The organism is Methylophilus luteus, assembly GCF_042676265.1.
Classification (GTDB): Bacteria; Pseudomonadota; Gammaproteobacteria; order Burkholderiales; family Methylophilaceae; genus Methylophilus; species Methylophilus luteus.
Window position 1 is genome coordinate 881,662 of the sequence record NZ_JBHTKB010000001.1, and the last position, 25,123, is coordinate 906,784.

Annotated in this window: 26 protein-coding genes and 2 tRNA genes; 14 read left to right on the plus strand and 14 right to left on the minus strand. The window is 45.6% G+C overall.

Translation table 11 applies throughout. The features are described 5' to 3' along the window. Window position 1: 1 nt before the first annotated feature. From ACFQ1Z_RS03965 to ACFQ1Z_RS03975, 3 genes are all read left to right on the plus strand, one after another. Window positions 2-787 carry an enoyl-ACP reductase FabI gene (locus ACFQ1Z_RS03965; RefSeq protein WP_379055848.1) on the plus strand — a complete coding sequence of 262 codons (786 nt, stop codon included), beginning with the start codon at window positions 2-4 and terminating at the stop codon, window positions 785-787. A 330-nt stretch (window positions 788-1,117) separates the two neighbouring features. Next, a complete protein-coding gene (locus tag ACFQ1Z_RS03970) occupies window positions 1,118-2,131 on the plus strand; it encodes an acyltransferase family protein (protein ID WP_379055849.1) in 1,014 nt (337 codons plus the stop codon). Between the two features lie 78 nt (window positions 2,132-2,209). Next, entirely contained in the window at window positions 2,210-2,560 is a 351-nt protein-coding gene (locus ACFQ1Z_RS03975) for a YciI family protein (protein ID WP_379055850.1), read from the plus strand. A 100-nt stretch (window positions 2,561-2,660) separates the two neighbouring features. Here the strand turns inward: ACFQ1Z_RS03975 and ACFQ1Z_RS03980 are convergent, their stop codons facing one another. From ACFQ1Z_RS03980 to ACFQ1Z_RS04020, 9 genes are all read right to left on the minus strand, one after another. Continuing rightward, a complete protein-coding gene (locus ACFQ1Z_RS03980; RefSeq protein WP_379055851.1) occupies window positions 2,661-4,559 on the minus strand; it encodes a SurA N-terminal domain-containing protein in 1,899 nt (632 codons plus the stop codon). A gap of 278 nt (window positions 4,560-4,837) precedes the next feature. Then, window positions 4,838-4,914 (minus strand) — tRNA-Asp (locus ACFQ1Z_RS03985). Window positions 4,915-5,080: 166 nt separating this feature from the next. Next, window positions 5,081-5,156, minus strand: a tRNA-Val gene (locus ACFQ1Z_RS03990). A gap of 58 nt (window positions 5,157-5,214) precedes the next feature. Continuing rightward, complete coding sequence (locus ACFQ1Z_RS03995) at window positions 5,215-5,487, minus strand: HU family DNA-binding protein (RefSeq protein ID WP_055825077.1); 273 nt, start codon at window positions 5,485-5,487, stop codon at window positions 5,215-5,217. Window positions 5,488-5,604: 117 nt separating this feature from the next. Beyond that, window positions 5,605-8,040 carry an endopeptidase La gene (gene lon / locus ACFQ1Z_RS04000; RefSeq protein ID WP_379055852.1) on the minus strand — a complete coding sequence of 812 codons (2,436 nt, stop codon included), beginning with the start codon at window positions 8,038-8,040 and terminating at the stop codon, window positions 5,605-5,607. A 135-nt stretch (window positions 8,041-8,175) separates the two neighbouring features. Further along, window positions 8,176-9,465, minus strand: a complete 1,290-nt coding sequence (gene clpX, locus ACFQ1Z_RS04005; protein ID WP_379055853.1) for an ATP-dependent Clp protease ATP-binding subunit ClpX — start codon at window positions 9,463-9,465, stop codon at window positions 8,176-8,178. Between the two features lie 32 nt (window positions 9,466-9,497). After that, window positions 9,498-10,142: an ATP-dependent Clp endopeptidase proteolytic subunit ClpP gene (gene clpP / locus ACFQ1Z_RS04010; RefSeq protein WP_379055854.1), complete on the minus strand. Its 645-nt coding sequence runs from the start codon at window positions 10,140-10,142 to the stop codon at window positions 9,498-9,500. Window positions 10,143-10,145: 3 nt separating this feature from the next. Next, the gene (gene tig / locus ACFQ1Z_RS04015; protein ID WP_379055855.1) at window positions 10,146-11,453 is read right to left on the minus strand and encodes a trigger factor; all 1,308 of its coding nucleotides are present in this window, start codon (window positions 11,451-11,453) and stop codon (window positions 10,146-10,148) included. Between the two features lie 299 nt (window positions 11,454-11,752). Then, entirely contained in the window at window positions 11,753-12,133 is a 381-nt protein-coding gene (locus ACFQ1Z_RS04020) for a RidA family protein (protein WP_379055856.1), read from the minus strand. Between the two features lie 393 nt (window positions 12,134-12,526). Between ACFQ1Z_RS04020 and ACFQ1Z_RS04025 the strand changes: the two genes are divergently transcribed. Then, complete coding sequence (locus ACFQ1Z_RS04025) at window positions 12,527-13,513, plus strand: integrase (protein WP_379057162.1); 987 nt, start codon at window positions 12,527-12,529, stop codon at window positions 13,511-13,513. A gap of 9 nt (window positions 13,514-13,522) precedes the next feature. Continuing rightward, window positions 13,523-13,996 carry a hypothetical protein gene (locus tag ACFQ1Z_RS04030; RefSeq protein ID WP_379055857.1) on the plus strand — a complete coding sequence of 158 codons (474 nt, stop codon included), beginning with the start codon at window positions 13,523-13,525 and terminating at the stop codon, window positions 13,994-13,996. Between the two features lie 33 nt (window positions 13,997-14,029). On the opposite strand, the gene ACFQ1Z_RS04035 is transcribed toward ACFQ1Z_RS04030, so the two are convergent. The 5 genes from ACFQ1Z_RS04035 to ACFQ1Z_RS04055 all read right to left on the minus strand — a co-directional run bounded on the left by ACFQ1Z_RS04035 (window position 14,030) and on the right by ACFQ1Z_RS04055 (window position 19,168). Further along, window positions 14,030-14,494, minus strand: a complete 465-nt coding sequence (locus tag ACFQ1Z_RS04035) for a Mov34/MPN/PAD-1 family protein (protein WP_379055858.1) — start codon at window positions 14,492-14,494, stop codon at window positions 14,030-14,032. Next, a complete protein-coding gene (locus tag ACFQ1Z_RS04040) occupies window positions 14,469-16,250 on the minus strand; it encodes a ThiF family adenylyltransferase (RefSeq protein ID WP_379055859.1) in 1,782 nt (593 codons plus the stop codon). The genes ACFQ1Z_RS04035 and ACFQ1Z_RS04040 overlap by 26 nt, the downstream gene beginning before the upstream one ends. Then, complete coding sequence (locus ACFQ1Z_RS04045) at window positions 16,251-17,309, minus strand: cyclic GMP-AMP synthase DncV-like nucleotidyltransferase (RefSeq protein WP_379055860.1); 1,059 nt, start codon at window positions 17,307-17,309, stop codon at window positions 16,251-16,253. Window positions 17,310-17,321: 12 nt separating this feature from the next. After that, complete coding sequence (locus ACFQ1Z_RS04050) at window positions 17,322-18,404, minus strand: patatin-like phospholipase family protein (protein WP_379055861.1); 1,083 nt, start codon at window positions 18,402-18,404, stop codon at window positions 17,322-17,324. A gap of 74 nt (window positions 18,405-18,478) precedes the next feature. Then, on the minus strand, window positions 18,479-19,168 hold the full coding sequence (locus ACFQ1Z_RS04055) for a plasmid mobilization protein (protein WP_379055862.1): 690 nt from the start codon (window positions 19,166-19,168) through the stop codon (window positions 18,479-18,481). A gap of 448 nt (window positions 19,169-19,616) precedes the next feature. Between ACFQ1Z_RS04055 and ACFQ1Z_RS04060 the strand changes: the two genes are divergently transcribed. From ACFQ1Z_RS04060 to ACFQ1Z_RS04100, 9 genes are all read left to right on the plus strand, one after another. After that, window positions 19,617-19,778, plus strand: a complete 162-nt coding sequence (locus tag ACFQ1Z_RS04060) for a hypothetical protein (protein ID WP_379055863.1) — start codon at window positions 19,617-19,619, stop codon at window positions 19,776-19,778. Between the two features lie 67 nt (window positions 19,779-19,845). After that, window positions 19,846-20,034 (plus strand): hypothetical protein, encoded by a 189-nt coding sequence (locus tag ACFQ1Z_RS04065; protein ID WP_379055864.1) that lies wholly within the window; start codon window positions 19,846-19,848, stop codon window positions 20,032-20,034. 112 nt (window positions 20,035-20,146) lie between these two features. After that, window positions 20,147-20,311, plus strand: coding sequence for a hypothetical protein (locus tag ACFQ1Z_RS04070; protein ID WP_379055865.1), 165 nt, complete (start codon window positions 20,147-20,149; stop codon window positions 20,309-20,311). Next, window positions 20,308-21,027 carry a P-type conjugative transfer protein TrbJ gene (gene trbJ, locus ACFQ1Z_RS04075; protein WP_379055866.1) on the plus strand — a complete coding sequence of 240 codons (720 nt, stop codon included), beginning with the start codon at window positions 20,308-20,310 and terminating at the stop codon, window positions 21,025-21,027. Before ACFQ1Z_RS04070 ends, trbJ begins: the two co-directional genes overlap by 4 nt. Beyond that, complete coding sequence (locus ACFQ1Z_RS04080) at window positions 21,024-21,245, plus strand: hypothetical protein (RefSeq protein ID WP_379055867.1); 222 nt, start codon at window positions 21,024-21,026, stop codon at window positions 21,243-21,245. Before trbJ ends, ACFQ1Z_RS04080 begins: the two co-directional genes overlap by 4 nt. Then, complete coding sequence (gene trbL, locus ACFQ1Z_RS04085) at window positions 21,220-22,575, plus strand: P-type conjugative transfer protein TrbL (protein WP_379055868.1); 1,356 nt, start codon at window positions 21,220-21,222, stop codon at window positions 22,573-22,575. Before ACFQ1Z_RS04080 ends, trbL begins: the two co-directional genes overlap by 26 nt. A gap of 312 nt (window positions 22,576-22,887) precedes the next feature. Further along, complete coding sequence (locus ACFQ1Z_RS04090) at window positions 22,888-23,076, plus strand: hypothetical protein (RefSeq protein ID WP_379055869.1); 189 nt, start codon at window positions 22,888-22,890, stop codon at window positions 23,074-23,076. A gap of 45 nt (window positions 23,077-23,121) precedes the next feature. Further along, complete coding sequence (locus ACFQ1Z_RS04095; protein WP_379055870.1) at window positions 23,122-24,549, plus strand: hypothetical protein; 1,428 nt, start codon at window positions 23,122-23,124, stop codon at window positions 24,547-24,549. Between the two features lie 111 nt (window positions 24,550-24,660). Beyond that, window positions 24,661-25,092: a hypothetical protein gene (locus tag ACFQ1Z_RS04100; protein ID WP_379055871.1), complete on the plus strand. Its 432-nt coding sequence runs from the start codon at window positions 24,661-24,663 to the stop codon at window positions 25,090-25,092. The last annotated feature ends 31 nt before the right edge of the window (window positions 25,093-25,123 follow it).

Below are 25,123 nucleotides of genomic sequence, written 5' to 3' on the forward strand. Positions count from 1 at the left end.
CATGGCATTTCTTGCTGGAAAAAAAATTCTGATCGCCGGTTTGCTCAGCAACCGGTCAATCGCATACGGCATTGCAGCCGCTATGAAGCGTCAAGGCGCTGAACTGGCCTTTACCTATCAAGTCGACAAACACGAGAACCGTGTGCGCGACCTCGCAGCAGACTTTGAATCTACTTTAGTACTCCCCTGTGATGTGGCCGAAGATGCCCAGATCGACAACCTGTTCGTAGAACTGGCAAAAGTCTGGGATGGCCTGGACGGTTTAGTGCACTCTATCGCCTTTGTGCCTAAAGTCGCGCTGGCTGGTGATTACCTGGATAACATCAGCCGAGAGTATTTCCATATCGCGCACGACATCAGCTCCTATAGCTTCTCTGCCATGGCCAAAGCGGCCTACCCTATGATGCAGGGCCGTAACGGCAGCCTGCTGACGCTCAGTTACCTGGGTGCCGAGCGCACCATGCCTAACTACAACGTCATGGGCGTGGCCAAAGCCAGCCTGGAAGCAAATGTACGCTATCTGGCACAAAGCCTGGGCCCGCGCGGTATCCGTGTCAATGCCATCTCTGCCGGCCCGATCAAGACCCTGGCTGCTTCAGGTATTGCCGACTTTGACAAAATGATAGGCTTTAACGAAAAACACGCCGCCCTGCGCCGTAACGTGACCATAGAAGAAGTCGGCAACGTGGCTGCCTTCCTCAGCAGCGACCTCGCTTCTGGTGTGACTGGCGAGATCACCTATGTTGATGGTGGCATGAATATCACGGCTGCCGGTCAAATCGATTGATACTACCCTAAGCAACAAAAGACGCCTGTACTGTCATAGTCAGGCGTTTTTTATTATTTGCTTTTTAGCTTTTAAAGTCTGACAGGCAAAACATAGAGAATAGTTAGAGCAATGACCAAAGCGAGTTGTTACTTTTGCAATCCCTAGCATAAGCATTACTTGCAATATTGTCTTATAAAAAATATATTTTTATTATTTATCTGGTGTACTAAATATTAACTAGTTTATGAAATTATTAGATAAATTATTAAATTTATTTTTTACAAGACAGTTAATATAAAAATTATTCACTCGATTTAAGGTAATCTTAATGCCTGGAAAGGGGTCGCCATGCGGGACGATAGAATAGACATCCTGAGATTTATTGGTCTATCGATGATCATTCTTGCCCATGTGGACCCGCCAGGATTGCTGTTCCAGCTCAGAAATTTTGACGTGCCGCTGATGGTATTAGTCTCTGCCATGTCTTTCAGCCTGAGCTACAAAGCCGATGAACCCTACCCCGCCTACGTCTGGAAAAGAATCAAAAGACTGGTTTTTCCGGTCTGGTGTTTTTTAACTGTTTATTTCCTGGCGATTGCCGCCTTTAATCCAGGCAGTGACGAGCTTGATTCCACTACCGTCATCACCTCTTATGGCTTGCTCGAAGGTATAGGTTACGTATGGATCATACGCGTGTTCCTGCTAGTCGCATTGATCTCCCCATTGCTTTTCCGCTGGCATCAGAACACTATTAGCAACAGCCGGCATTTTACGCTGCTGGCTCTCAGTTTTCTGATTTATGAAGCATTAAGGTATTGTTCACTGCCATATATACAGCCAGGCGCTGGCGAGCTGGTTTCAGCTGTGCTGCTTTATCTGATCGCTTATGGACTGATATTCGCCATAGGGTTGCGCATAAGCCGGCTCAGCAGCAGGCAACTGTACACGCTGGCCCTGTTGAGCCTGGGCATCTGCCTGCTGGCAGGTGGGTGGCTGTTTTTACTGCATGGCGAATTCACCCCTACCCAGTCACTGAAGTATCCACCTTCGGTTTACTATTTCTCCTATGCGGTATTCGTTTCAGTCTTGTTGTGGACATATAGCGCATACATAGACCGCTACATAGAACGATTGAAATTAAAACCGCTGGTGCTGTTTATAGCGAGAAATTCCATCTGGGTATATCTTTGGCATATCCCGGTGATTAAAACCGTGAACACGCATTATCTGGTTAAATATCTGATCGCATTCAGCGTGGCCGTCACTATCACTTATGCGCAGGTCAAGCTGGTGGGGCATGGCTTGAACCACGTAAAAAGTGACGCCTGCAGAAAAAATATAAAAATGATTTTTACCGGCTGACTGATGCTTTGCACGCCTGCTCACGTTCACGCGTAAACACCTGCAACTCTGATGGAATAGAGAGACGAAAGGAAACATATGCCGCAGTTTCTAATCGCCATTCACCGCCCGCTGGACTATGACCCGCTGCTTGCCGAAGATGCAGCCATGACACAAGAGATCACTGACCTAAATCAAGCCATGCGCGCGGCCGGTATCATTGTATTTGTGGGTGGCCTGAATGCGCCAGCCAGCGCCAGATCTATACAGATACAAGCGAATGGTGAGGCGCGCGTCACACCGGGATTATATTTAAATAGCAGCGAATATGTAGGCGGCTTTTGGGTAGTAGAAACGCCAGACCTTGATGACGCCATCAGCTGGGGGAAAAAAGCCGCGGTCGCCTGCAGAGCAGCGGTTGAAGTACGGCCATTTCATAGCAGGAAATAAACTGGCCGCTGATACCGGCCAACCTGCCAGTCTCTGGCTTTAAAAGGCCCAATAAAAAAGGGAGGGCTTAGCCCTCCCCTTGTTACTTTAGCGCAACAAACTAGTTGTTAGCGTTAGACATCAGCACTTTCACATTCAGCTGGATATCTTTCTTGGCTTTGAGTGATGCCACATAGGCATGTGACATCTCAGCACCCAATGCCTGCTGATAGGCTTTATAGGCCCTGTCAGCCACTTCCGGGCTATCTTTGAGCTTCTGGTTCACCGCAATCACTTTAATCACGGTGTAGCCCTGATTAGCTTCATTAAAGCCATAATAGGCTGGCAAGCTATGCGTGTTGACCTTGAACACATTTCTCATCACGGAATCTGACAAGCCTTGCGCATTTCTACGGTCCACGGTCACCGGTGTGATCCAGTCTGCATTTACCGCTTTACCGGCTTTCAGATCGGCCAGTAATGCTTCGCCTTTTTGCTGCGCCAGTTTGCCAGCGGCTTCCGCTCTCAACAACGACTCTATACCGCCTTTGACTTCGTCGTAGCTGCGTGGGGCTTCTGCGATGTATTCTACTGTACGCGCTGCGACCAGATTATTAGGCGAGACTTCGACCGCTTCGGTATTGCGCTTTTCTTTCACCACTTCATCTGAGAACGCCAGGCTGGCCAGACGCTCACTCTTGAAGAACTTGGCAATCTCATCTTTGGTCATGGCCGGCGATGTTTGTACCTGCAAACCAAACTTCTTGGCCACTGGCTCTAGACTGCCGGACTGCTCATACACGGTATTGCCAAAGTCATCGGCCAGTTCAGCGTACTTGGCCTGTGCTTTCTGGAACAGCAACTCGGCTTTGATCTTGAGTTTCATCGCTTCAAAATCTGAAGACTCGCCGGTGATGCCGGTCAGTTTAATGATGTGGTAGCCGAACTCAGATTCCACCAGGTCACTGATTTCACCGACTTTCATAGCGAAAGCGGCATTTTCAAATGGCTTCACCATGGCACCACGGCCAAAACTGCCCAGATCTCCACCTTTGCCGGCTGACCCGCTGTCTTGCGAATACTCTATCGCCAGCTTCTCAAAGCTTTTAGGGTTTGCTTTGATCTGCTGCAGGATTGATTCTGCTTTTTCTTTGGCAGCGGCCTTTTCGGCTGCGCTGGCAGTATTGCTGAATCCGATCAGGATATGGCTAGCCTGACGCTGCTCGTTACCCTGGTATTTCGCAGCATTCTCTTCGTAGTCCTGCTTCACTTCTTCGTCGCTGACAGAAACTTGCCCGACCAGGCTGGCGGCAGACAACAAGGCAAACTGCAATTTAACCTTGGCAGGCGCGATGAATTTGGTTTTGTGCTGGTTGTAATAAGCTTGCACCTGCTCAGGCTTGATGCTGACCTGGCTGGCGAAATCAGAAACTTTCACATCTGCCACTGAGACTTCACGCTGCTCGAATTCAGACATCAGAGACTGCTCAGCGACCTTTTGCGGCATGAATACCAGGTTGGATAAGCCATCACGCACTTGTTGCACGGCTAAATCCTTGCGTATGTTTTGCTCAAACTTGGCAGGTGTCAGCTTGTTCTGTGTCAGCAACTGGTGGTAAGTTTCCTCGGAGAACTTGCCGTTGCTCTGAAATTCCGGCATGCCTATCACATGCTGGCTCAATTGATCATCACTGATGCGGAAACGGTAATCATGGATCGCCCCTTCCATTAAGCGACGCGTAATGATGCTATCCAGCACCGATTGCTTGAACGCCGGGCTTTCCAGCATGGCTGCGTCTACCTTCTGGCCTTGCGATTGCAAGTAGTTACGCGCATTCTCAACCGCATTGGAATATTCCTGCAGCGAGATCTTCTGGCCGTCGACTTTTGCCACCGCGACCTGGCCACCAGCCTGGTTTAGGTATGAATCTATCCCAAACAATGCAAATGTCACCACAATCAGCGCCAAAATGACTTTCGCCACCCATCCTTGTGTATGTTTTCTTAATGCTTCTAACATTTTCTAGTTTCCATTACCTGATTTTTTGCAACGGCAAACTATACCATAAATAGGTCAAAATCGCCTGTCCGCAGCCATTGCCTATGCTTTTGCCTGCGCTGGCTATATACCTCAGCCCTGCTCAAGGTGGATAAGAAAAACAGTAAAAGAAAATTGGCCGGAAAATGCTTTTGAAAAGCATGACATGCATGATGTGCGTTTGGGTAAGGAGTGGACTTGTGCAGCAGGTACAGACGAAAAAAAACGAGTCAGGTTTTACCCTAACTCGTTTTATTTGTTGGCGGAGCGGACGGGACTCGAACCCGCGACCCCCGGCGTGACAGGCCGGTATTCTAACCAACTGAACTACCGCTCCAGTAATCGTTAAAATGAAATTATAGCACGATTATTTTTATAATTTCAACAACTATTTTCTAACTATTTACCGCTACTTATCGTTACTTATTAATGTAATTTATTAAGTATGGCAAGACCGAAAAAATTAAGAGCGCAGACTTCGCACTCTTGATTTTTAAATTGTCTGGTGGGTGCTAACGGGGTCGAACCGCTGACATTCGCCTTGTAAGGGCGACGCTCTACCAACTGAGCTAAGCACCCGTAACAACCCAAGTGTTGCTACAGTTGGCCGAGCATGTTAGCGCTCAACCAAAGCACGCTAGTTTACAGCATCTTTCAGACCTTTGCCAGCCCTAAATTTAGGAGATTTAGCAGCTTTGATGTTAATTGTCGCACCAGTACGTGGATTGCGGCCGGAACGGGCAGAACGCTCACCTACATAGAATGTACCAAAACCAATCAATGTTACCAAATCACCCTTTTTCAGTGCACCAGAGATTGCCTCTGTAGTTGCATCCAGAGCACGAGCGGCTGCGGCTTTCGAAATACCGGCTGCATTAGCAATATGATCTATCAATTCTGATTTATTCACGTGTTTCCCCTATCTAGTTAAAAAAACAGGTACATCCTGTATTGCCTTTATATCAAGCCGCAAAACGAGCTGTCAAGCGCTAATCCAGCGTTTTGACAATAAATCGCATCAATTTTACTAATGCGTGACCGCCTGCTCCGAATTTCCGTCTTCTGCAGCCACGATTTCGACTTCGGGCGTTTTAACGGAAAGTGGCTGCGGCGCACTTTCAAGCGCCAGATCCAGCACCTGATCTATCCATTTTACCGGGTGAATTTCCAGGTCTTTTTTGATATTCGCAGGAATATCGACCAGATCTTTTTCATTGGCAGAAGGGATCAAAACGGTTTTGATACCACCTCTATGCGCCGCCAGCAGTTTTTCTTTCAAACCGCCTATAGGCAACACTTCACCACGCAAGGTGATTTCACCTGTCATGGCCACATCTGCACGCGCAGGGATGCCGGTCAGCACTGAAACCAGTGCTGTCGTCAGGGCGATACCCGCACTTGGGCCATCTTTGGGCGTAGCGCCTTCCGGCAAGTGGATATGGATATCTTTTTTCTCGTAAAAGTCAGGGCTGATGCCTAAACCTTCGGCACGGCTACGCACCACACTCATGGCGGCAGCCACAGATTCCTGCATCACATCACCCAATTTACCAGTGGTGGTGGTCTTACCCTTACCTAGCAGCGTCACCGCTTCAATGGTCAGTAATTCACCGCCCACAGAGGTCCAGGCCAGGCCAGTCACCTGCCCTACCTGGTTCTCCTTGGCTGCGACACCAAAGTCATAGCGTCTCACGCCCAGGTATTGCTCAAGGTTCTTGCTGTTGATGTTGATCTTCTTGACCGTTTTGGTCTTGCCTTTGGCCAGCAGCTGCTCTTTCACCGCTTTACGGCAGATCTTGGCTACTTCTTGCTCCAGACGGCGCACACCGGCTTCACGCGTGTAATAACGTACGATATCGCGCAGCACGCTTTCAGCCACTGAGATATCGGTGGTTTTCAGCGCATGTGCCTTCAGCTGCTTGGGCAACAGGTAGCGTTGGGCGATATTGATCTTTTCGTCTTCAGTATAACCAGCCAGACGAATGATCTCCATACGGTCCAGCAATGGCTCGGGAATATTCATGCTGTTTGCAGTCGCCACAAACATGACATCGCTCAAGTCATAGTCGACTTCGACATAGTGATCGGCAAACGTGTGGTTCTGTTCAGGGTCCAGCACTTCCAGCAAGGCAGAAGAAGGGTCTCCGCGCATGTCCTGGCCCATTTTGTCTACTTCATCCAGCAGGAACAGCGGGTTCTTCACGCCGACTTTGGTCATGCTTTGCAGCACTTTGCCCGGCATAGAGCCTATATAAGTACGGCGGTGACCGCGGATCTCGGCTTCGTCACGTACGCCACCCAGAGCCATGCGCACAAATTTGCGATTGACCGCTTTGGCGATACTCTGGCCCAGCGAGGTCTTACCGACGCCAGGAGGGCCTACCAGGCACAAAATCGGCGCTTTCAGCTTGCCGACACGCTGCTGTACCGCCAGATACTCGACGATACGCTCTTTCACCTTGTCCAGGCCATAATGGTCTGCATCAAGAATGTCTTCAGCGGCTTGCAGATCTTTGCTGATCTTGGTTTTTTTCTTCCATGGCAGGTTAAGCAAGGTGTCTATGTAGTTACGCACCACCGAAGCTTCTGCCGACATAGGCGACATCAATTTGAGTTTTTTGAATTCGGCCGTGACTTTGGCCAAGGCTTCCTTAGGCATGGCAGCATTTTTAATGCGCTGCTCAAGCTCTTCCATCTCGGCATTTTCGTCCTGCTCGCCCAGCTCTTTCTGTATGGCTTTTACTTGCTCATTCAGGTAATACTCGCGCTGGCTCTTTTCCATCTGCCGTTTTACCCGGCCACGGATGCGTTTTTCAACCTGCAGGATATCGATCTCAGATTCCATCAGGTATAACAGGTGTTCCAGGCGCTCTATCACACTGAGCATCTCCAGCACTTTCTGCTTTTCTTCCAGCTTGAGTGTCAGGTGCGCAGAAATGGTGTCCGCCAGCCGGCCTGGCTCATTAATGGTGGCCAGTGAGGTTAAAATCTCAGGCGGGATCTTTTTGTTCAATTTGACGTATTGGTCAAACTGGGTCATGACTGTACGCATCAAGGCTTCGGCCTCTTTGTCGTTCTGGTCAGTTTGTTCGACCTCTACACCTGTTGCCATAAAGCATTCATCGGTTTCGGTGAAATCAGTCACCCGCACTCTATGCAGGCCTTCTACCAGCACTTTCACCGTGCCATCCGGAAGTTTCAGCATTTGCAATACGGTGGCTAAAGTACCGATCTCATACAGGTCTTCTGCCACAGGGTCATCTTTATTGGCAGACTTCTGGGCAACCAGCAATATCTTCTTGTCGCCTTCTGAAGCACGTTCCAGGGCCTTGACCGATTTAGTGCGGCCTACAAACAGCGGAATGACTAAATGCGGGTATACCACCACATCGCGCAATGGCAACAGCGGGATCAGGGCGGTTTCTTCCGGAGTTTCGGCGTCAAACAAAGTGTGTTCAGTCATAGCTTCTTTCAATAAGTGTCAAAGGCATGTGCCTTCGCATTTAGATGGGAACGTACTTTGAAAATTCAAGAGAACAGACTCTCATGAGTCATAGATGGTATCTTGCAATAGCCCGAAGGCTATTGCAAGCATGATTTAACTCGCGTTTTCGACGCGCTTTTGGGCATCCTGATAAATCAGGATAGGCTCAGAGGTATGCTCTATCGCGCCAGCATCGACAATGACTTTAGACAAGTCTTTCAGCGATGGCAATTCATACATCAGATCAAGCAATGAGTGCTCAAGGATAGAACGCAGGCCACGTGCACCGGTTTTTCTTTCCAGGGCTTTCTTGGCAATCAGACGCAGGGCCGAATCTTCGAACTCCAGCTCTACGCCTTCCATCTTGAATAGCTTCATATATTGCTTGGTCAGCGCATTTCTTGGCTCGACCAGGATAGTCATCAAAGCCGCCTCATCCAGCGATTCCAGCGTTGCCACGACTGGCAAACGACCGATAAACTCCGGGATCAGGCCGAACTTGATCAGATCCTCAGGCTCGACATCACGCAATACTTCGCCTACAGCGCGGATATCTTCCTTGCTCTTGACCTCAGCACCGAAACCGATACCGCCTTTTTCTGAGCGATGACGGATGACTTTTTCCAGGCCATCGAAAGCACCACCGCAAATAAACAGGATATTAGTGGTATCCAGCTGCACAAACTCCTGGTTAGGATGTTTGCGGCCGCCTTGGGGAGGCACAGAAGCGATCGTGCCTTCTATCAGTTTGAGCAAAGCCTGCTGTACGCCCTCGCCCGATACATCACGCGTGATGGAAGGGTTGTCAGACTTACGCGAGATCTTGTCGACTTCATCGATATAGACGATGCCACGCTGTGCTTTTTCAACGTCGTAATCGCATTTTTGCAGCAATTTCTGCATGATGTTTTCAACGTCTTCACCGACATAACCAGCTTCTGTCAGTGTGGTGGCATCCGCCATCACAAATGGTACATCCAGCAGGCGTGCCAGTGTCTGTGCCAGCAATGTTTTACCTGAGCCGGTCGGGCCTATCAGCAAAATATTACTTTTTTGCACTTCTACATCGTCTTTTGGCGCCTGGCTGCCTTCGGAAAGCGGGTTGTAGCCTAAACGCTTGTAGTGGTTATATACCGCCACTGCCAGGTTCTTTTTCGCCCTAACCTGACCAATGACGTATTGATCAAGGATGGAACAAATCTCCTGCGGCGTCGGCAGTTTTTTATCGGCTGATTTGATCTCGTTCAGGCTCTGGATCTCTTCACGAATGATGTCATTACATAAATCAACGCATTCATCGCAAATAAATACGGACGGGCCTGCAATCAGCTTTTTGACTTCATGCTGACTCTTGCCACAAAACGAGCAATACAAAAGCTTTTCGCTATCTGACTTATTGGCCATATTTATTCCCTTACTGGTCGCTTTTCACTGAGTTAAACAGCGCGTGCGGCAATTACCTGATCTACCAATCCGTATTCTTTGGCAGCATCAGCACTCATAAAGTTGTCACGGTCGGTATCGCTGGCGATACGCTCAACCGGTTGACCGGTGTGGTGAGCCATGATGCCGTTCAACTTGTCTTTCAAATACAGGATCTCTTTGGCATGGATCGCGATGTCAGACGCCTGGCCCTGGAAACCACCCAGCGGCTGGTGGATCATGACGCGTGAGTTAGGCAGGCAGAAGCGCTTGCCTTTAGAACCTGCGGTGAGCAGGAAAGCACCCATACTCGCGGCCTGGCCTATGCACAAAGTGCTCACGTCAGGTTTGATGAACTGCATGGTGTCATAAATAGACATGCCTGCAGTCACCGAACCACCTGGTGAGTTGATATACAGAGAAATGTCTTTGTCTGGGTTTTCTGCTTCCAGAAACAGCAACTGTGCGACCACCAGGTTGGCAGTCATATCGTTGACTGGTCCGACCAGAAAAATAACGCGCTCTTTGAGCAGGCGTGAGTAGATGTCATATGAACGCTCACCTCTACCACTTTGCTCAATGACCATAGGGATATACCCAAGTCCTTGCGGCTCCATTCTTTCCTGCATCATGCCTTCGCTTGCGTTCATATAATTCATGGTTTAAGCACCCATCATCAATTCATCAAATTTAATTTTCTTATTAGTGACTTTGGCCTTTTCAAGCACCCAGGCCACCACATTTTCTTCTGTCGCCAATGCTGCTGGCTCGTCCAGACGTTTTACGTCGGCATAGTACCAGCTGACCAGCTCATCAGGTTTTTCAAAGCTCAGCGCAAAAGTATCCACCATGGCACGTACCTGGTCTGCATTAGCCTGAAGATTATTGGCATTCACCACTTCAGTCAGGATCAGGCGCAATTTGGCATTGCGTTGCGCTTGTGCCTCAAATACTGAAGGCTCCATAGGAACAGTTTGCGGGTCTACACCGCGCTCACGCAGGTTTTGCGCCGCCGTTTGCATCAGGCGATTGGTCTCAGCCGCCACTATAGCTTTCGGCAGCTCGAAATTGCTTTCGTTCACCAGTGCCTCAAACACGCCCTCTTTCAGGCGTGCCGTAATGCGTTTGGCAACTTCCTGCTCCAGGCTTTGCTTGATCTCCGACTTCATGGTGTCCAGGTTGCCATCTTCAACACCCAGGTTCTTGGCGAACTCTGCGTCTATCGCTGGGTACACCGGTTGCGAGACAGAAACGAATTTCACTGCATAAGTCACTGTTTTTCCAGCCAGTTGGGCAGGATTGTGGTCTGCAGGATAAGTGATATCAAAGCTTTTTTCAGTACCGGCTTTACCACCGATCAAGGCATCATCAAACTCAGCCACACGGCCAGGCTCACCGATCACCAGGTCTATGCCACGGTCACCAGTGCTTTCAACCTGCTGACCATCGATAGAAGCAGTCAGTGTGATATTGATACGGTCGGCTTTTTTCGATGCACGCTTGACTGGCTCATAGCTCACGCGCTGCTTCACCAATACGTCCAGTGTTTTTTCAACATCAGCGTCTGTCACTTCCAGTGCCGGACGTTCGATCTTGACTTTGCTCAGGTCGCCGATAGCGACTTCAGGGAAAATCTCAAAAGTGGCGACATATTCAAGCTCCTGGGCTGCTTCCTTGAATGGCAGGTGCTCAATGTTAGGAAAGCCCGCAACACGCAATTTGTTTTGTTCAACAGCGTCACCAAAGCTAGTTTCTACCGCTTTGGAATAGATCTCGTCACGTACCTGATTACCATAGTGCTGGTTCACCAGACCCACCGGCGCTTTGCCCGGGCGGAAACCTGAAAATTTGGCGGTGCGCGAAATTTGTTGCAAACGTTGCCTGATTTGCCCTTCCAACGGAGCTAAAGGGACTTTAATTGTCATGCGACGTTCCAAGTTGCTGACTGTTTCAACAGATACTGCTGCCATGCTGCACTTCCTGTAAAAATCGTTTGATAACGATGGGTTATGTGAATGGGCGCGCTCTGGCACGCCTCACTGAATGTTTAGCATAACCTGACCATACTCTATAAGCTTTACAAAGAGATCAAATCATGAAAAAAGAGCATAAAAATATAACACAAGTCGCCATTGAAATAAACTTCAAAACAGCGCACGGCCGCGAAGCCTGTTACAGATGGGATGTTGCCTGTTTAATGCGGATAAAACAATACACATTAAACAGTTATTAAAACCCAGGGTTTAGAAAACCCCAGGGTTAAAAAATCTTAGATCTCGCCCAGAGCGACGATGGCTTCGATCTCAACCAGTACATCACGCGGCAATTTGGCGACCTGCACTGTAGAGCGCGCAGGTGTGTGCGTGCCAAACGTCTCGCCATACACCTCGTTCATCGCCACAAAATCATCCAGGTTTTTCAAAAACACTGTTGTTTTAACCACCTGGTGCAAGTTGCCACCCGCCGCCTCTATGATCGCCTGCAGATTAGCCAGCACCTGCTGGGTTTGCGCGACGACATCGCCGTCATTCAGACTGCCATCAGGACGCAATGCGATCTGGCCTGAGGTATACAGCATATTACCGACGATAACGCCTTGCGCATAGGGACCGATCGCTGCGGGTGCCTGTGGGGTTTGTACGATTTTCATGATTTATTTCATCCTGTCTAAGTCAGTTCACCTGAATAAGGGCTTGCCCAAACAATAAAGGCCTCCTGTGAAGGAAGCCTCATTGATCGTAATACACTTTAAATAGTTAATTTTAAAACCTTAAATTTTAAAATTCGCACCATACATTTTGTATGGTTCTAAATGTATGGTGCGAAAGGAGAGACTCGAACTCTCACGCCTCGCGGCGCTGGAACCTAAATCCACCCCCAAAACCTCACCAAAGCCCGCCAAATAAGGACTTCAAAATATTTTGACCAGAATTAATGGTCAAATATGGTCAAAATCGCGAAATGCCAGGCAGAGGTTGAGTTAATATCAATTATGGTCATTAGGCTTCACCAAAACTGAACAAAGGATTTTAACATAGTGGATATGAAAAATATAACGAAACGCGGCAAGTACAGCTACCGCGTGAGAGTCTACGTTAACGGCTCTACTGAGACAGAAACCTTTGATACGCTCAAGGATGCACAGATCTGGCGTGATATGAAAAAAGCTAGAATTGCTCTTGATCCTGACAAGCAACAAATCAGTAACGCCCGTATTAAGCAGCGCGAAGCTAAATCTTCCACCCTGCTTAAAGCTATAGAGCGTTATGAAAAGGAAGTAACGCCCAAGAAAAAAGGCGCAAAAGTGGAATTGACTCGAACTAATAAATTGAAAAAAACCTCGATTGCTAAAAAGAGTATCTATGCCATCCATCCTTCAGACGTTTTGGAAGTTTTAGATGAAATCGGATTTAGCGAAAACAATAAACGTAAATATGCTTCGCTCATTTCTCACATATTCAAAACAGCAAAACAAGAATGGCGCATGAACGTACATAATCCTGTTGCTGGTGAAATCACTTTGCCGAGCAATGGGAAAGCTAGAGATCGCAGACTCAAAGAAGGGGAATTAGAACAATTAGAGAAACTGCTTACAGGCCAGCTAAAACAATATTTGCGCCTGGCTATTGAAACGGGCATGAGAAGAAGCGAGTTATTAAATCTTACTTGGGATCAAGTTGATTTGAAGAAAGTGACTATCTGGCTAACCGACACCAAGAATGGTGAAAGTCGAGCCGTCCCACTATCAACGAAAGCTCGCTTAGCGTTAGAGGAGCTTAAAGGCCTGGATAAAACCAAGATTTTTACTATGACTCCCTTCCAATTGCGCAAAGGATGGGAAAAAGTTAGGACTCAATTAAACCTTGGAGACTTAAGAATCCATGACCTCCGCCACGAGGCCACAAGCAGGTTCTTTGAAAAAGGATTGAATGTCATCGAGGCAGCTAGCATAACCGGTCACAAATCCCTGACTATGCTAAAGCGCTATACACATCTCAATCCAACTGATTTAGCAAAAAAGCTGGATTAAGAAAAGCACATGGAACACATTTCTCCACCACCGCTATCAGATGTGAAGAATGCATTAGAAATGGCCATATCAAGACTTTTACAAAAAGACCATCACCTTCTGGCTGCGAATGCAAGTGAACGCAGCCTTACACATTGGCTTGCAATTCACCTGATGCCATTTTTCAAAAATTATGAAGTTGATTGTGAGTACAATAGAGATGGCTTTGATGTTAAAAAACTGATGTTAAATGAACGTCCAGTCGTAGATACCCAACTCGAAGCCGTGACTGTATTTCCGGACATTATTGTCCACAGACGAGGTTCTAATAATTACAACTTGCTTGTCGTAGAAGTAAAGAAATCAAAATCAGCAGAGGGTTCTGGTTATGACTTAATGAAACTAAAAGCATTCAAAGAGGAGCTTAATTATACTTATGCTGCTCACGTAATTTTAGGGGAACAGAGTCCCGGTAAATTGATTTACGAAATCAATTGGCAATAGTTGAATATCCTTCAAAACTCTAGGTCGATACTCTTAACTCTCCAAAATAAGCTGGGATTGTGACTTACTACCATTTGGCAAATAGGTATGTGCAGTACCAATCAATTTTGCATCCGGCCCTAGCTTTACAATTAGCAGAACGACAAAATTTGCCCCCACTCCATCATCCATGATTATTTCCAGCATGGATTCATCATCCTGAGAACTTGGGTAAGGACTAAATAGTGGGTGCGAATGCCATTCACCTATATAATTAAACCGAGAATAATCATTGTTACTTTGCTTAAAAAAAGCATTTAGTTTCCCAAGGGCATCTTCTATTATTCGTAGAAAATGGCTAATACCTCCAATTTTCTGAATAGTGATCTTGGTCACTTTGAATTCATCCGGCCCAGAGTGCTCCCCCATCAAAATACCGCCAATCTCGCGACTGCCAGACCTCCTTAGCGCACTTGCAATATCTTCGACAACCTCAGGAATTAGAATCAGGTTTAGCACTGCTACTCTCACTAAGTTTATCTAACAACAATTTCACTGCTGCCAAAGATGCGTCACTACTAGGTTCAGCCACATCTTTCCAGCCCTCCCCTTGGATTGCAATTGGTCTAGTGTCAAAAGGCTGAGTGAAAATCCATTCTTTTTTCATACCGATTAAATAAACTGGAACTGGATACTCACTAGGCTTCACTTGCAATAAGGTATCAATAATAAGGCTCGTTAATGACATAGCTATCAAGCTCACATTACTATCATAGGCAATAGCTGGTGTCTCAGCATCAGCCTGGACATCATATCCATGCGCCTGCTTAAATGGAGCAGGTGGTAGTTCTGATAAATACGTGTAGAAGCTGTCTCTTACAGCGATGGGATTGGGATCAATATCCGGCCTTGCTCGGGCAATGAGTCCACCATAACCGCCGGCGTACACCTCACCCCAGCACATAGGAATTTTATGTGCATGAGCAATAGCAGCAATATGTAGAAAAACTTCGGGATTTGCTGTTGCATCAATCAGAAGATCACATTGTGAAAGGGTTTGAAGTGCATTAGCTGCTTTTATTGGTGGCTCTTGACCAGCAACACGATGATTCAATGCTTCGATTTCAAGGTTAGGACTTATAAGGTTTAGGGCTCTTTTAATAGCATCTACTTTATGCAAGCCAACTTCCGCCCAACTCAAATCGTGTCTAACTAAATTCTCAAGTTTGAGGAAATCATCATCTACAATGACAAATTTTCGGATCCCGCTTCTAGCCAACGAGATAGCAATCTTACTACCCATTGAGCCAAGCCCTACTATACCCACTTTCAATCCAGTAAGATTTTGATGGTCGGGTGGCAACCGCATTTCATCGGCAGGTGGTGGCAATATAACCTTAAATTGCTTTAAGGGGCTCTCAGAATAGGAAACTATCGCGAATTGATTAACCTGCCCTGTTTTATTTCCATACAAAACAATCGTACGTTTCTCATACTTCTGTGTTGTTTCATTAATAACAGCAATATCGGAGTTGTCGAGACCAGCTTCGGCAATGACCCTTAGCAAATCCTCAACAGAAGAGATTTCATCAACGGAATCAAATGCATCACTTTTTAAAAGCCATCCTTTACCGTCAATGTTGAACAACGAAGAAAACCCTGTAATTCCAACTGGAATATCGTTGACAACGTAAGTGCTATCATCTGCAGCCTTAAAGCTAGTAATAAAATCAACCTGCCCGCCTTCACCAAACAGCGAGTTGAGCTTCAACTCAACTTTGGATTGCGGCTCCAACTTTTCAATTATCGACAATGCATCTTTTGTCACAATAGAGCGAAAGTAAATATTTCTCGAACTTTGCCCTTCAGTTAAGGCATGTACAGAAGGTACTACGCCAGGTTCAACTGGGGTATTTTCAGTATGCAATAGCTCATATGCGCTTCGGATAATGTCAGCCCCAGTTATCTCTGGATGCCAATTATCTGCTCTCCATTGCAAGCAGAGTGATCCTCCTGTGCCAAACTGATGGTTTGACCATCGCTCAGATGGATCCCTAGGGCGAATATATAGAGGGGCGTTGGGGAATATCGCGGGATAGCCCATACGTGCTTCATAGACTCGTCCATGCACTACCATGTCTATCTGGACTTCGAGGGCCAAACTGTCTGGTAGTATTGCCCAAGAGATAGTTAGCCAATCTACTTCTCTGGATAATTTGTCCAGCTCAGCACATTCTCGGACAAATCTTTCTGGATATTTATTCAACCAATCCACTTATGCAAATCCTGAAGATTTGTTTGGTACGATAGGTTTGTTAGGAAAAGATAATCCTGATGATACGACAGCTGCGGGCTGCAGAAGCGACGCTGCAGCCTTATTGGTGGGAATAAAATCACTAAAATAATCTGTATCAAAAACTTTATTCCATGCCTTCATGGCCTCTTCTTGACTACAGTCAGATTTATCAAGCACATCAAGGTGTTTTAAGCTATCTAACAAACAAGCCTCAAAAAACCCAACACGCTCATCGTCCCATTCCGCCAAATTAATAGGCTGAACGGGATGTTTCACCGTCCGAGAAAAAGCCAGTACATTTTTTATTGCCTGCCACGTAGAACGTAAGGCTTCATCATCTCGATCCGTGACATATACCATATGATCAACAACTAACTTTGTAATACAAATACCACTAGTTGTTTTGTTTTTCCAAGCCTTTCGGCTTCTAGCTAACTTTTTGGTAAGGCGTACCACCTTCCTCAGTTGACTCGTATCTACATCGCCGCTTTTAAGCTCTTGAGTCACATGACCATTAAACCATTTCGTGACAGCCCGTGCGTCGGAGACAACCCACTCGTCCCCACTGGCAAGCTCATGGGTGATCGTTTCATTACCAAAATAATCTTCTGACCAGGTAGTTCGATAAACAGGTAAGTCAATGTGATAGCCAGCTGGATAATATTGCCTTACACAATTGTTCTTAACTTGTGCATCGAAAGCCAAGCGAGCATCGTGAAGTGCCTTTTTGACAAGCCTTCTGGCGGCCTTGGGCTCTAATTCGTTCCCATCTTCGTCTAGCAGGTCTTCGTATGCGAAATAGACACCATCATCAATATCATAGTCATTTTCATCATCCTGAACCATTGTACGCATCGCATAAGAACCTTGCGATGAAACTAAGTAAGGTAGTGCATGATCGGCTGCAATTAAACCATTTTCCAACCTAATTCGGCCATTGTCTCTACGATCACGCATCTCATCTTGTTGCGCTTTTGACAGCACCACTTCGTTCGAATGATATTTCCTAATTTCACGATTGCAATTGAAGCTGGCCATTTATGCGAGTCCTTACGATCTAGAGGTTGAAGTTTCTAAAAGAGCATCTCGGAAGCTCTTCATTTGAATATTGGACTCTATAGAAGCCCAAGCAAAATCCACATCAGAGACGGCCTGCCTAGCCAATGCATTCAACACTTTAGGTCTCGCATCGTCCATATTTTTTAAGTATCCATGCAACTCAGTTGATGGGCATTGCGCAGGAAACCTATAGGCAAAACTACTATAGCCTCTTAACTCTGCGATTTTTTTGGAGATATAGTCATTGGCAACCGCTTGAGCATTCATACTTGCAGTGATAGCCTTTATGCCAAAAGACCAACCAAATGCGCCTCTATGAACAGAATGCCCTACCTCTTCACCACCTTGAACGGGTAAGGTTCCAAGCATATACAGGTGAATTGGTCTATCAAACTCTTTTTTTCGGCTAAGAATCTCATAGGCTTCAAGCATACCCACGGCACCGGGGTTGTTTGCCCAGAGTCCTCCGTCAACGTAGTTCACATAAGTGCCGGCAGTGCCCGGCTCTTCCAAATTTGCTACCGAACGTAGGATAGGTGCTGCGCTACTGGCCATACAGGCATCTACAATGGATCGGTTGTTATCACGACCGTTTAGTCGATCCATATGGGGCGTTTTGAAAACAGTTGAAGCGTGCCGATTTAAATCCACGGCAGTAATTGCGAGAGCAATGCCTCTTCGCTCGTAGACTTGACCTATTGTCAAATCACCGAACGTTTCGGTTAACACTGCACGCAAAGCAGCATCGCCAGCCCGGACACCAGCAAAAAAACCTCGAACTATCTTTTCAATTCCAGGAAGGGATCTCAGCAGCTGTGACGGAAAAATTTTGTCACCGTGCGAATAGTATAGGCTAACCATTTTATCCAATGGTGTACCAGCTGCTAAGGCACTTGCTACAAATGCGCCAGTACTTGTGCCAACAATCAAATCAAAAGCTTTGCCTACGTCAATAGAATGACCTGCTGTGCTCTGTATTCGATCAGAGAACGTTTTTAAATACGTAGCCTGATATACACCACGTACACCTCCACCGTCCAGGCAGAGTACTCGAAATGGATCGGTTGATGCCATATCGCCTCCCAGCGTTTTTATAATTAATCAGTGAGGGCTAATTTATCAAATTCAAGAGGCACTGAAAAAAGTTATTAACTTTTGTTCGACCGTTTTTTACTCAGCTTGGATTCCGTTCTAACATAGCAATCTTTATGAAAATCCAGTGGTATAGATTTCACATACTCCAGCAGTTCGGATTGAACAGTGAGATAAATCGGACTATTCAGTAATGAGTTATCTATCAGATCTCTAAGCATCATTTCGAACTGTCTTAGACGTGCAGATGTATCCCTGATAATAAGAGGAGATTTTGGTCTATTAAGAGACTTTGCCAAAATATATTCCGAAACTGATTTATGGTTGTCGCCTGCTCTATCCTCAATACTGCTCCACTCTTCTGCGGTGACGCGCATTGACACCCTGGCATCCTTTTTTACCGTTTCGAGAGGGAGATACAGCTCTGGTTTTTTATTAACAAGCCGATCAGGGAGGTCCTTAATTGCCTCACCCACTGCATTCAATATTAACCTCTGTAGTGGCTCCTGACTTTTATCCAGCGCCCATATCTCACGTTGAATGTAAGTTATATGCAACAGCTTTACACCGACATTAGCGGTGTTGTATTTGTGTGTAGCTTTGGCAAGAGCGCATTTAATAAGGTAGTCTGAAAGATCCATATTCAATATAGTCACTTCTTGCTCAAGCAACCCCTTCTCTGCAATGGAAAGCCTAATTTCCACTCTCTTTTCTTTTTTTATGTCTTTCAATCTAAACAGGCACATACACTTGACTCCATTGCTTACGATATTAGGGTCTCGGGGCGAAGCCCTGAGTTTATCCAGTAGGATAGACTGAGCTGGGCACGTAGTGACCAAACAGCCTATCTGGTGGATGTGCAAACTTGTTTGTACGTACAACTGGCATCCTGTCCGACAGCAAAGGTCTAAAAGTGGATGGTTTAGGGGACACTTTTGTCGACAGTTTTCGAATACGCATATACATACATTCATATCACTTTGGTTACGATACCCAAATGCTTTGCATTCGTTTGGGTGTTCGTATGGTGAGCATTTCCGGAACCAATGTGATATCGTTATCAAAATTAAAGTATCTACATACATTTAACTTGCATAATAAATGTATGTAGATACAATTACAATATGAGGAGACAAAATGGGTAGGCCAAGAAAACATCTTCCAGGCGAAGAACCGCAAGCGAAAGAGAGATTGATGAGATCTAAAGAGAAACTAATCGCAGCCGGTGGAAAAATGTTGAACGTGCGGCTAACACCAGAAGGTAATGAAGCACTTAAGAAATTATTGAGTACAGAGGAATTCAGCACAGAGACCGAAGCAGTGAATCGAGTGCTGATAGATCGCAGTAAGAAGTAAAGGAACGGCGAGGTACTTTCTCAGGGTCGCCCCGCCGTACATTTTTAACACTAGTGAAAGAGTCAAAATGCAGACACATTCTAACATCACCCTTATTAAAAACCCGCCGCTTGAAACTGGAGTACAAGCATTAAACGAGCTTCTGCAAATATATTGGGATCAAACTCAAGCTTATGTACAGGCAGAATTAATGGGGCTTCCAGAGCCTGAACTCCAAACTCCCCCACTCCCAAATTATTTAATTTACCGAATTTAATTAAAATATTTAGTAAGTAAATTTAATAAATAGTTGTTATTAATCAATAACTTCCATTGCTTTATCGCATTGGATATAGTGTTGTATTGTCAACAATTTTCAGGAGTCAAAAATGAGTAAACGCATTTTGATTGCAGCAAGTCTATTTAGCTGGACCGCAGCATCGATATATTTAGTTTGGTTCACCGAATTAGAGCTGATTGGAGTTGCAGGTTTTCTAGTACTCGTGGCTATGAATGTTTATTTTAAGAAAGCGAATGCGGGAGGTGTTGCATGAAAATAATCTCTCGACTAATCGGTTTGGCCTTGGTTATCTCTGCAGGATCTGCACACCCAGACACGGTGTACTGCGTTAACTGTTCAAGTGAGGTCATGGAAATTGCTCGCCAGGCACAGAACTTTGCGCAGTACGCACAACAAACTTCTAACCTTATAGCGCAACTGGAGGTAATGAGAGCTCAAGCCTCAAGACTTACATCAGCCACGCCATTTTCACAAACTTCATCACTTTTATCCAATTTAATGAAAGTTGTTAATCAAGGTCAGGCGCTTGGGTATGACATAAGCAGCATCACCCGCAAGTTTGAAAATCAGTACCCAGATTTTGGGAGGAGTCAGGGAAACTATTTTGATAGCTACAAGAACTGGTCACAAACCACGTCTGATTCAATCAAATCTGCATTGACGGCATCAGGTTTGCAAATGGAAAATTTTGCTACAGAGTCTGCTACCGCTGACACCTTGAGAACAATGAATCAGAGCCCTGCCGGCCAGTTACAAGCGATCCAGATAGGTAACGCCGTATCTTCTGAAATGCTGGATGAGATGCGCAAACTTAGGCAGCTTAATACTGCGCAAAACCAAGCACAGAATGCCTATCTACTAGGTGCTGCGCAACAAAAGGATGATACGACTAATGGATTGAAAACCTTCCTCAACCAAAAAAACAATGTCGTAAAGAGCTACGAGGAAACAGCAAGGAAATTTAAATGAAAAAGATGAAATTACTTACTTTGGCAACCTTGGTAGTACTGACTGGTTGCGAAAAGGAAAGCGAACAGAAACCATCCTCTTTCTATAACCAAAAAAACGCAACCGTTTATAGTTACGAACAAACGCAGCAAAAAATGGACTATCAAAATTGTCTTGCAAAACATCGTGAAGCGCACATTGAAGGAGAATGCCGTGTTCCTGACTTCCTCAAAAAGTAAATGGTTTCTAATAGCTGCAATCGTCGTTCTAATGGTGCCAGATATCTCTATGGCAATGAGTACTGGAACGCCGATGGAAGTACAAAACGAATTCAAGAAAGCGGCGTTCACGTTTGCTAACAACATCAGCTCATTAGCCCTCAAGCTTTTATGGGGATTAGCTGCGCTAGAAACTGCCTGGGGAACTGCAAAGCACGTACTTGAACAACATCCATTTGAGAAACTTGTTGGAATGCTGTTCAAAATCGCGTTTTTCCCAGCTTTATACACTCTCTTAGTGCATAAGGGGTCTGAATGGCTTCCTGCAATAGTAGAAGGCTTTAAACTTTTTGGTACCGTCGGTACAGGATTGAATCAAGACATTGATCCTCTAACCATCTTTGATATGGGAGTTGCACTTCAAAACTCGATGGTTACTACCTTTAACCAGGAGTCAGGCGCAGACTCGGCTATAGGGGCATTGCAAAATATTTTCCCTGCTCTTTTGATGACCTTTATTTGCATCATCATTTTGATATCGTTTGCAGCTATGGCACTTCTATTGTTCTTGAGTATCGTTGAAGCATATTTACTCATGGCCGTTGCTCCAATTTTATTTGCTTTTGGAGGGGCACGATGGACGAAGGACATAGCCACAAAACCGTTTAACTCTATGATTGCCGTTGGCCTGAAGATCACAATACTTTATTTAATTCTTTCCATTTCGCTACAACTTGCTCCGTTGTGGGCAAAAACAGCAGCAAACTGGACAATGACTGATTGGAGTCCACTCTGGTATGTCGCATTTTCCGCTGTCGCTACCGGTGTACTTACCTGGAAAATCCCAAAAATAGCAGCCGATGCTTTATCCGGATCTGCTAGTTTGTCTGCAGGTGAAGCATTGCAAATTACTGCAGCAGCAATAGCGGGCCTTGCAGGGGCTGCAGCATTGGGGTCTAAGGCCGCAGAAACAACTGCAAATGGTCTTGGTACGGTATTAGATAAAGGTTTAGGTGCTTTGGGTAATGGTTTATCAAATCTACGTGCCCCCTCTATTGAACCAATGTCATCTAATGTACCAGTACCAGATCCGACTGGCCCAGCGCCAAGAGGTGATGGCAGTACGATAAGCACTTCGAATTCGCCAGGCGGTAATGCCAAAGGCGCAAACCTTAGCGGTACAGGTTCTGTAGGCCAAACTTCAAGTAAAGCTATTGATCGTTTTGCAGAGCAGCAGCAACAAAGAAGATTATCCGAAAGATTCCAAGATAGTATGAAAAGCTTGGAGTCTGCGATCCCAAACGATCAAGCAACTGTTGGTGGTGATTTAGTTAAAAATCACTCTGAATGATCGATTGAAAATTAAAAACCGCTTTCGAGCGGTTTTTTTATACCGAACACCTGATAGCATGACTGAATATGAAAACCGTTGAGACACTGAAACTTAGTGAGGCAGAGATCCTACGCATAAAACGCGAAGGCCAAGCTAAATCACGCCGGTTAGTCAAAGAAGGAATTCGTACGCAAGAGAGCATGTTTCTGATATCTCCTGAGGTGGCAAAGGCATCAAAAGTTCGGTATAGAGGATTTTAGACCCTCACTTCACAAAATCTTTAACTGCTCCCGAAGAGGTATGCCTTCACTCCTGATAACTTGACTGAATATGAAAACCGTTAAAACAGTAAAGCTTAGTGAAGCAGAGATCTTACGCATCAAACACGAACAGCAAGCCCGTGACCGTCAATTAGTTAAAGATGGTGTCCGCACTCAAGAAAGTATGTTTTTAATCCCACGCGAAGTCGTAAAGAACTCTACGGTGCGGCATCGTGGTTTCAGTTCAGATGATGATTGAGTTAATTTAAATACGGCTCATTCTTAACTTTATTGGATGGGCTCAATGTCTTTGAGTATCGAAAAAAAATTTAGTGGAATTTGGCATCGCGCGCTTTCTCATAGTCCGCTGACCGACTTGACGCCCGATTTGATCGAAAAATGGGCTACCGAGAAGCAACTTATCAATCCAGTAGCGGAACTTGCTAACGTCGGTGCGTTTCACACGACGCCCTGTATTGTGCTGACTGTCGAGGGTGGCAAAGCTTGCTTTCCGACTATTCCAGCTACAGGTGATGAAAACTGGGAAACTCGACGAAGACAACATGAAGATCAAGCTGCTCTATGGGATAAAGTTGAGTGGTTTATGCCACTTTGGGTACCTATGGGGAAAATATTTGAACTTCTTGCTTCTGTGAAGAATGTAACGAGAGGCAGAGCTCTAGAATTATTCAGGTATCACACTTCAATGTTTTATACATTGCCTTTCGAAGCTGTATGCATTGAGCAGATACTGCCTCAAGCTCGAAGTTTGAAAGATATCGTGCCTTTAGCACGGGAAGCATATCTAGGTGCTTATAGTGGCTACTGGGCGACAAGTGTTGGAACTCTAATACCAGCAATCGAAGGTAGTCTGACAAGAATTGTGTCGGATCTTGGAGAAAAGGCCACCACCACTGAAAAGATCGATTACGCAATCAATCGAGCGATTGAAACTGCTGCGCAACTCCACTTTGATCGAATGTGGGTGCCGCCAGAGTATAGAACATGTGAATATCTCTTCGGACAAGATGAGCGTGTTTTTGCTTTTGAGACATTTCGCAGATGGCTAAAAAATCATTTCTTTTGCAATACAGGCGAATACCATGGTGAAACTTGGTTGAACAGGCACATGTTTGCCCACGGTACAGTTGATTCATGGCAGCAATCTGGCAATTTTACGCGGATGATTGTTGCGCTAGCGACTCTTGCTGCTATCGAATCCTGGTATAACTCTTCTCACAGTGTCTCGTTTTTCCTCCCAGAGATGGATGATGCCAGTAAATTGTTGTGGCAACAGGCATTGCTCCGAGGCCAAACTCAGATGAAGATTAATCTTGCGGAGCTAGAATATTTCCGAAAACACGGGCATTTAGTTCCGCCACTACCAGTTGACAGTGGGGTTTCACTCCGTAAAGCCAGGCTAACCCAAGATTGTATGGACGACTTGGTTAGACCTTTACGAGATGCTGGATGGAGCGTGAAAGTTAATGAGGCCGAAGACACAGCACTTTATATGACTGTCGATGTATCAAACAGCGAGAAGCACTTTAGGGTCGCGTTGTTGTATAGCTGTGCCACCGATAATAAAATTTATAAAAAGCTGGCTGAGAATTGCAGGTTTATTCTTTATTGTGGAGCTCCATACCATCAGGACTCTTATGCTTACGGGCTTACAGTAGATGTTGGCCCAGTTTTAGGATGGCAGCCACCCAAAGCAGATGATCAATTCTAAAAGCAATATTAAATTCATGAGTAAAACCTAGTTTATTCAATAATGCACTAAATCCTAGCTCTAGGTATATTCCCTTTTCGAACAAACATTCATCTAATTTTAAGAGGTAATATGGCTGACCTATTTAGTGACATGATAGATATCGAAAGTTATCTGCCCAAAGAAGGTAAATGGCTGAGTTTAAATTCGGTCTACAATAATCTTCAATGGTATCCCCTATTAATTATCTATTTTGCACTAATCAAGTTTCTATTTGATAAGGGTGACATACTTGAACAGGTTTCAGCTTGTTTCCTTTTGGTTATCTGGTTGTTTCTAATGGCCACAGTTTCAGCACAAACGGCGGTCGTGATGGTCGTTATCATAATAGGGGTGTTCATCCACCCCTACAAACCAAATTGGTTGACTGACATGAAGTCCTTAGCGGACAACAAATTGATAAAATCTTTATTTTGGCTCGCAATTTTCCTTCTTACATGGATCAGCATTTTGACTGCTTTGGCCATTTTGAAAGCAATGATTTCACTGAAAGTGGGCTTATAAAAGCAAGGCTAACTTTAGTAGGTATGTTCAT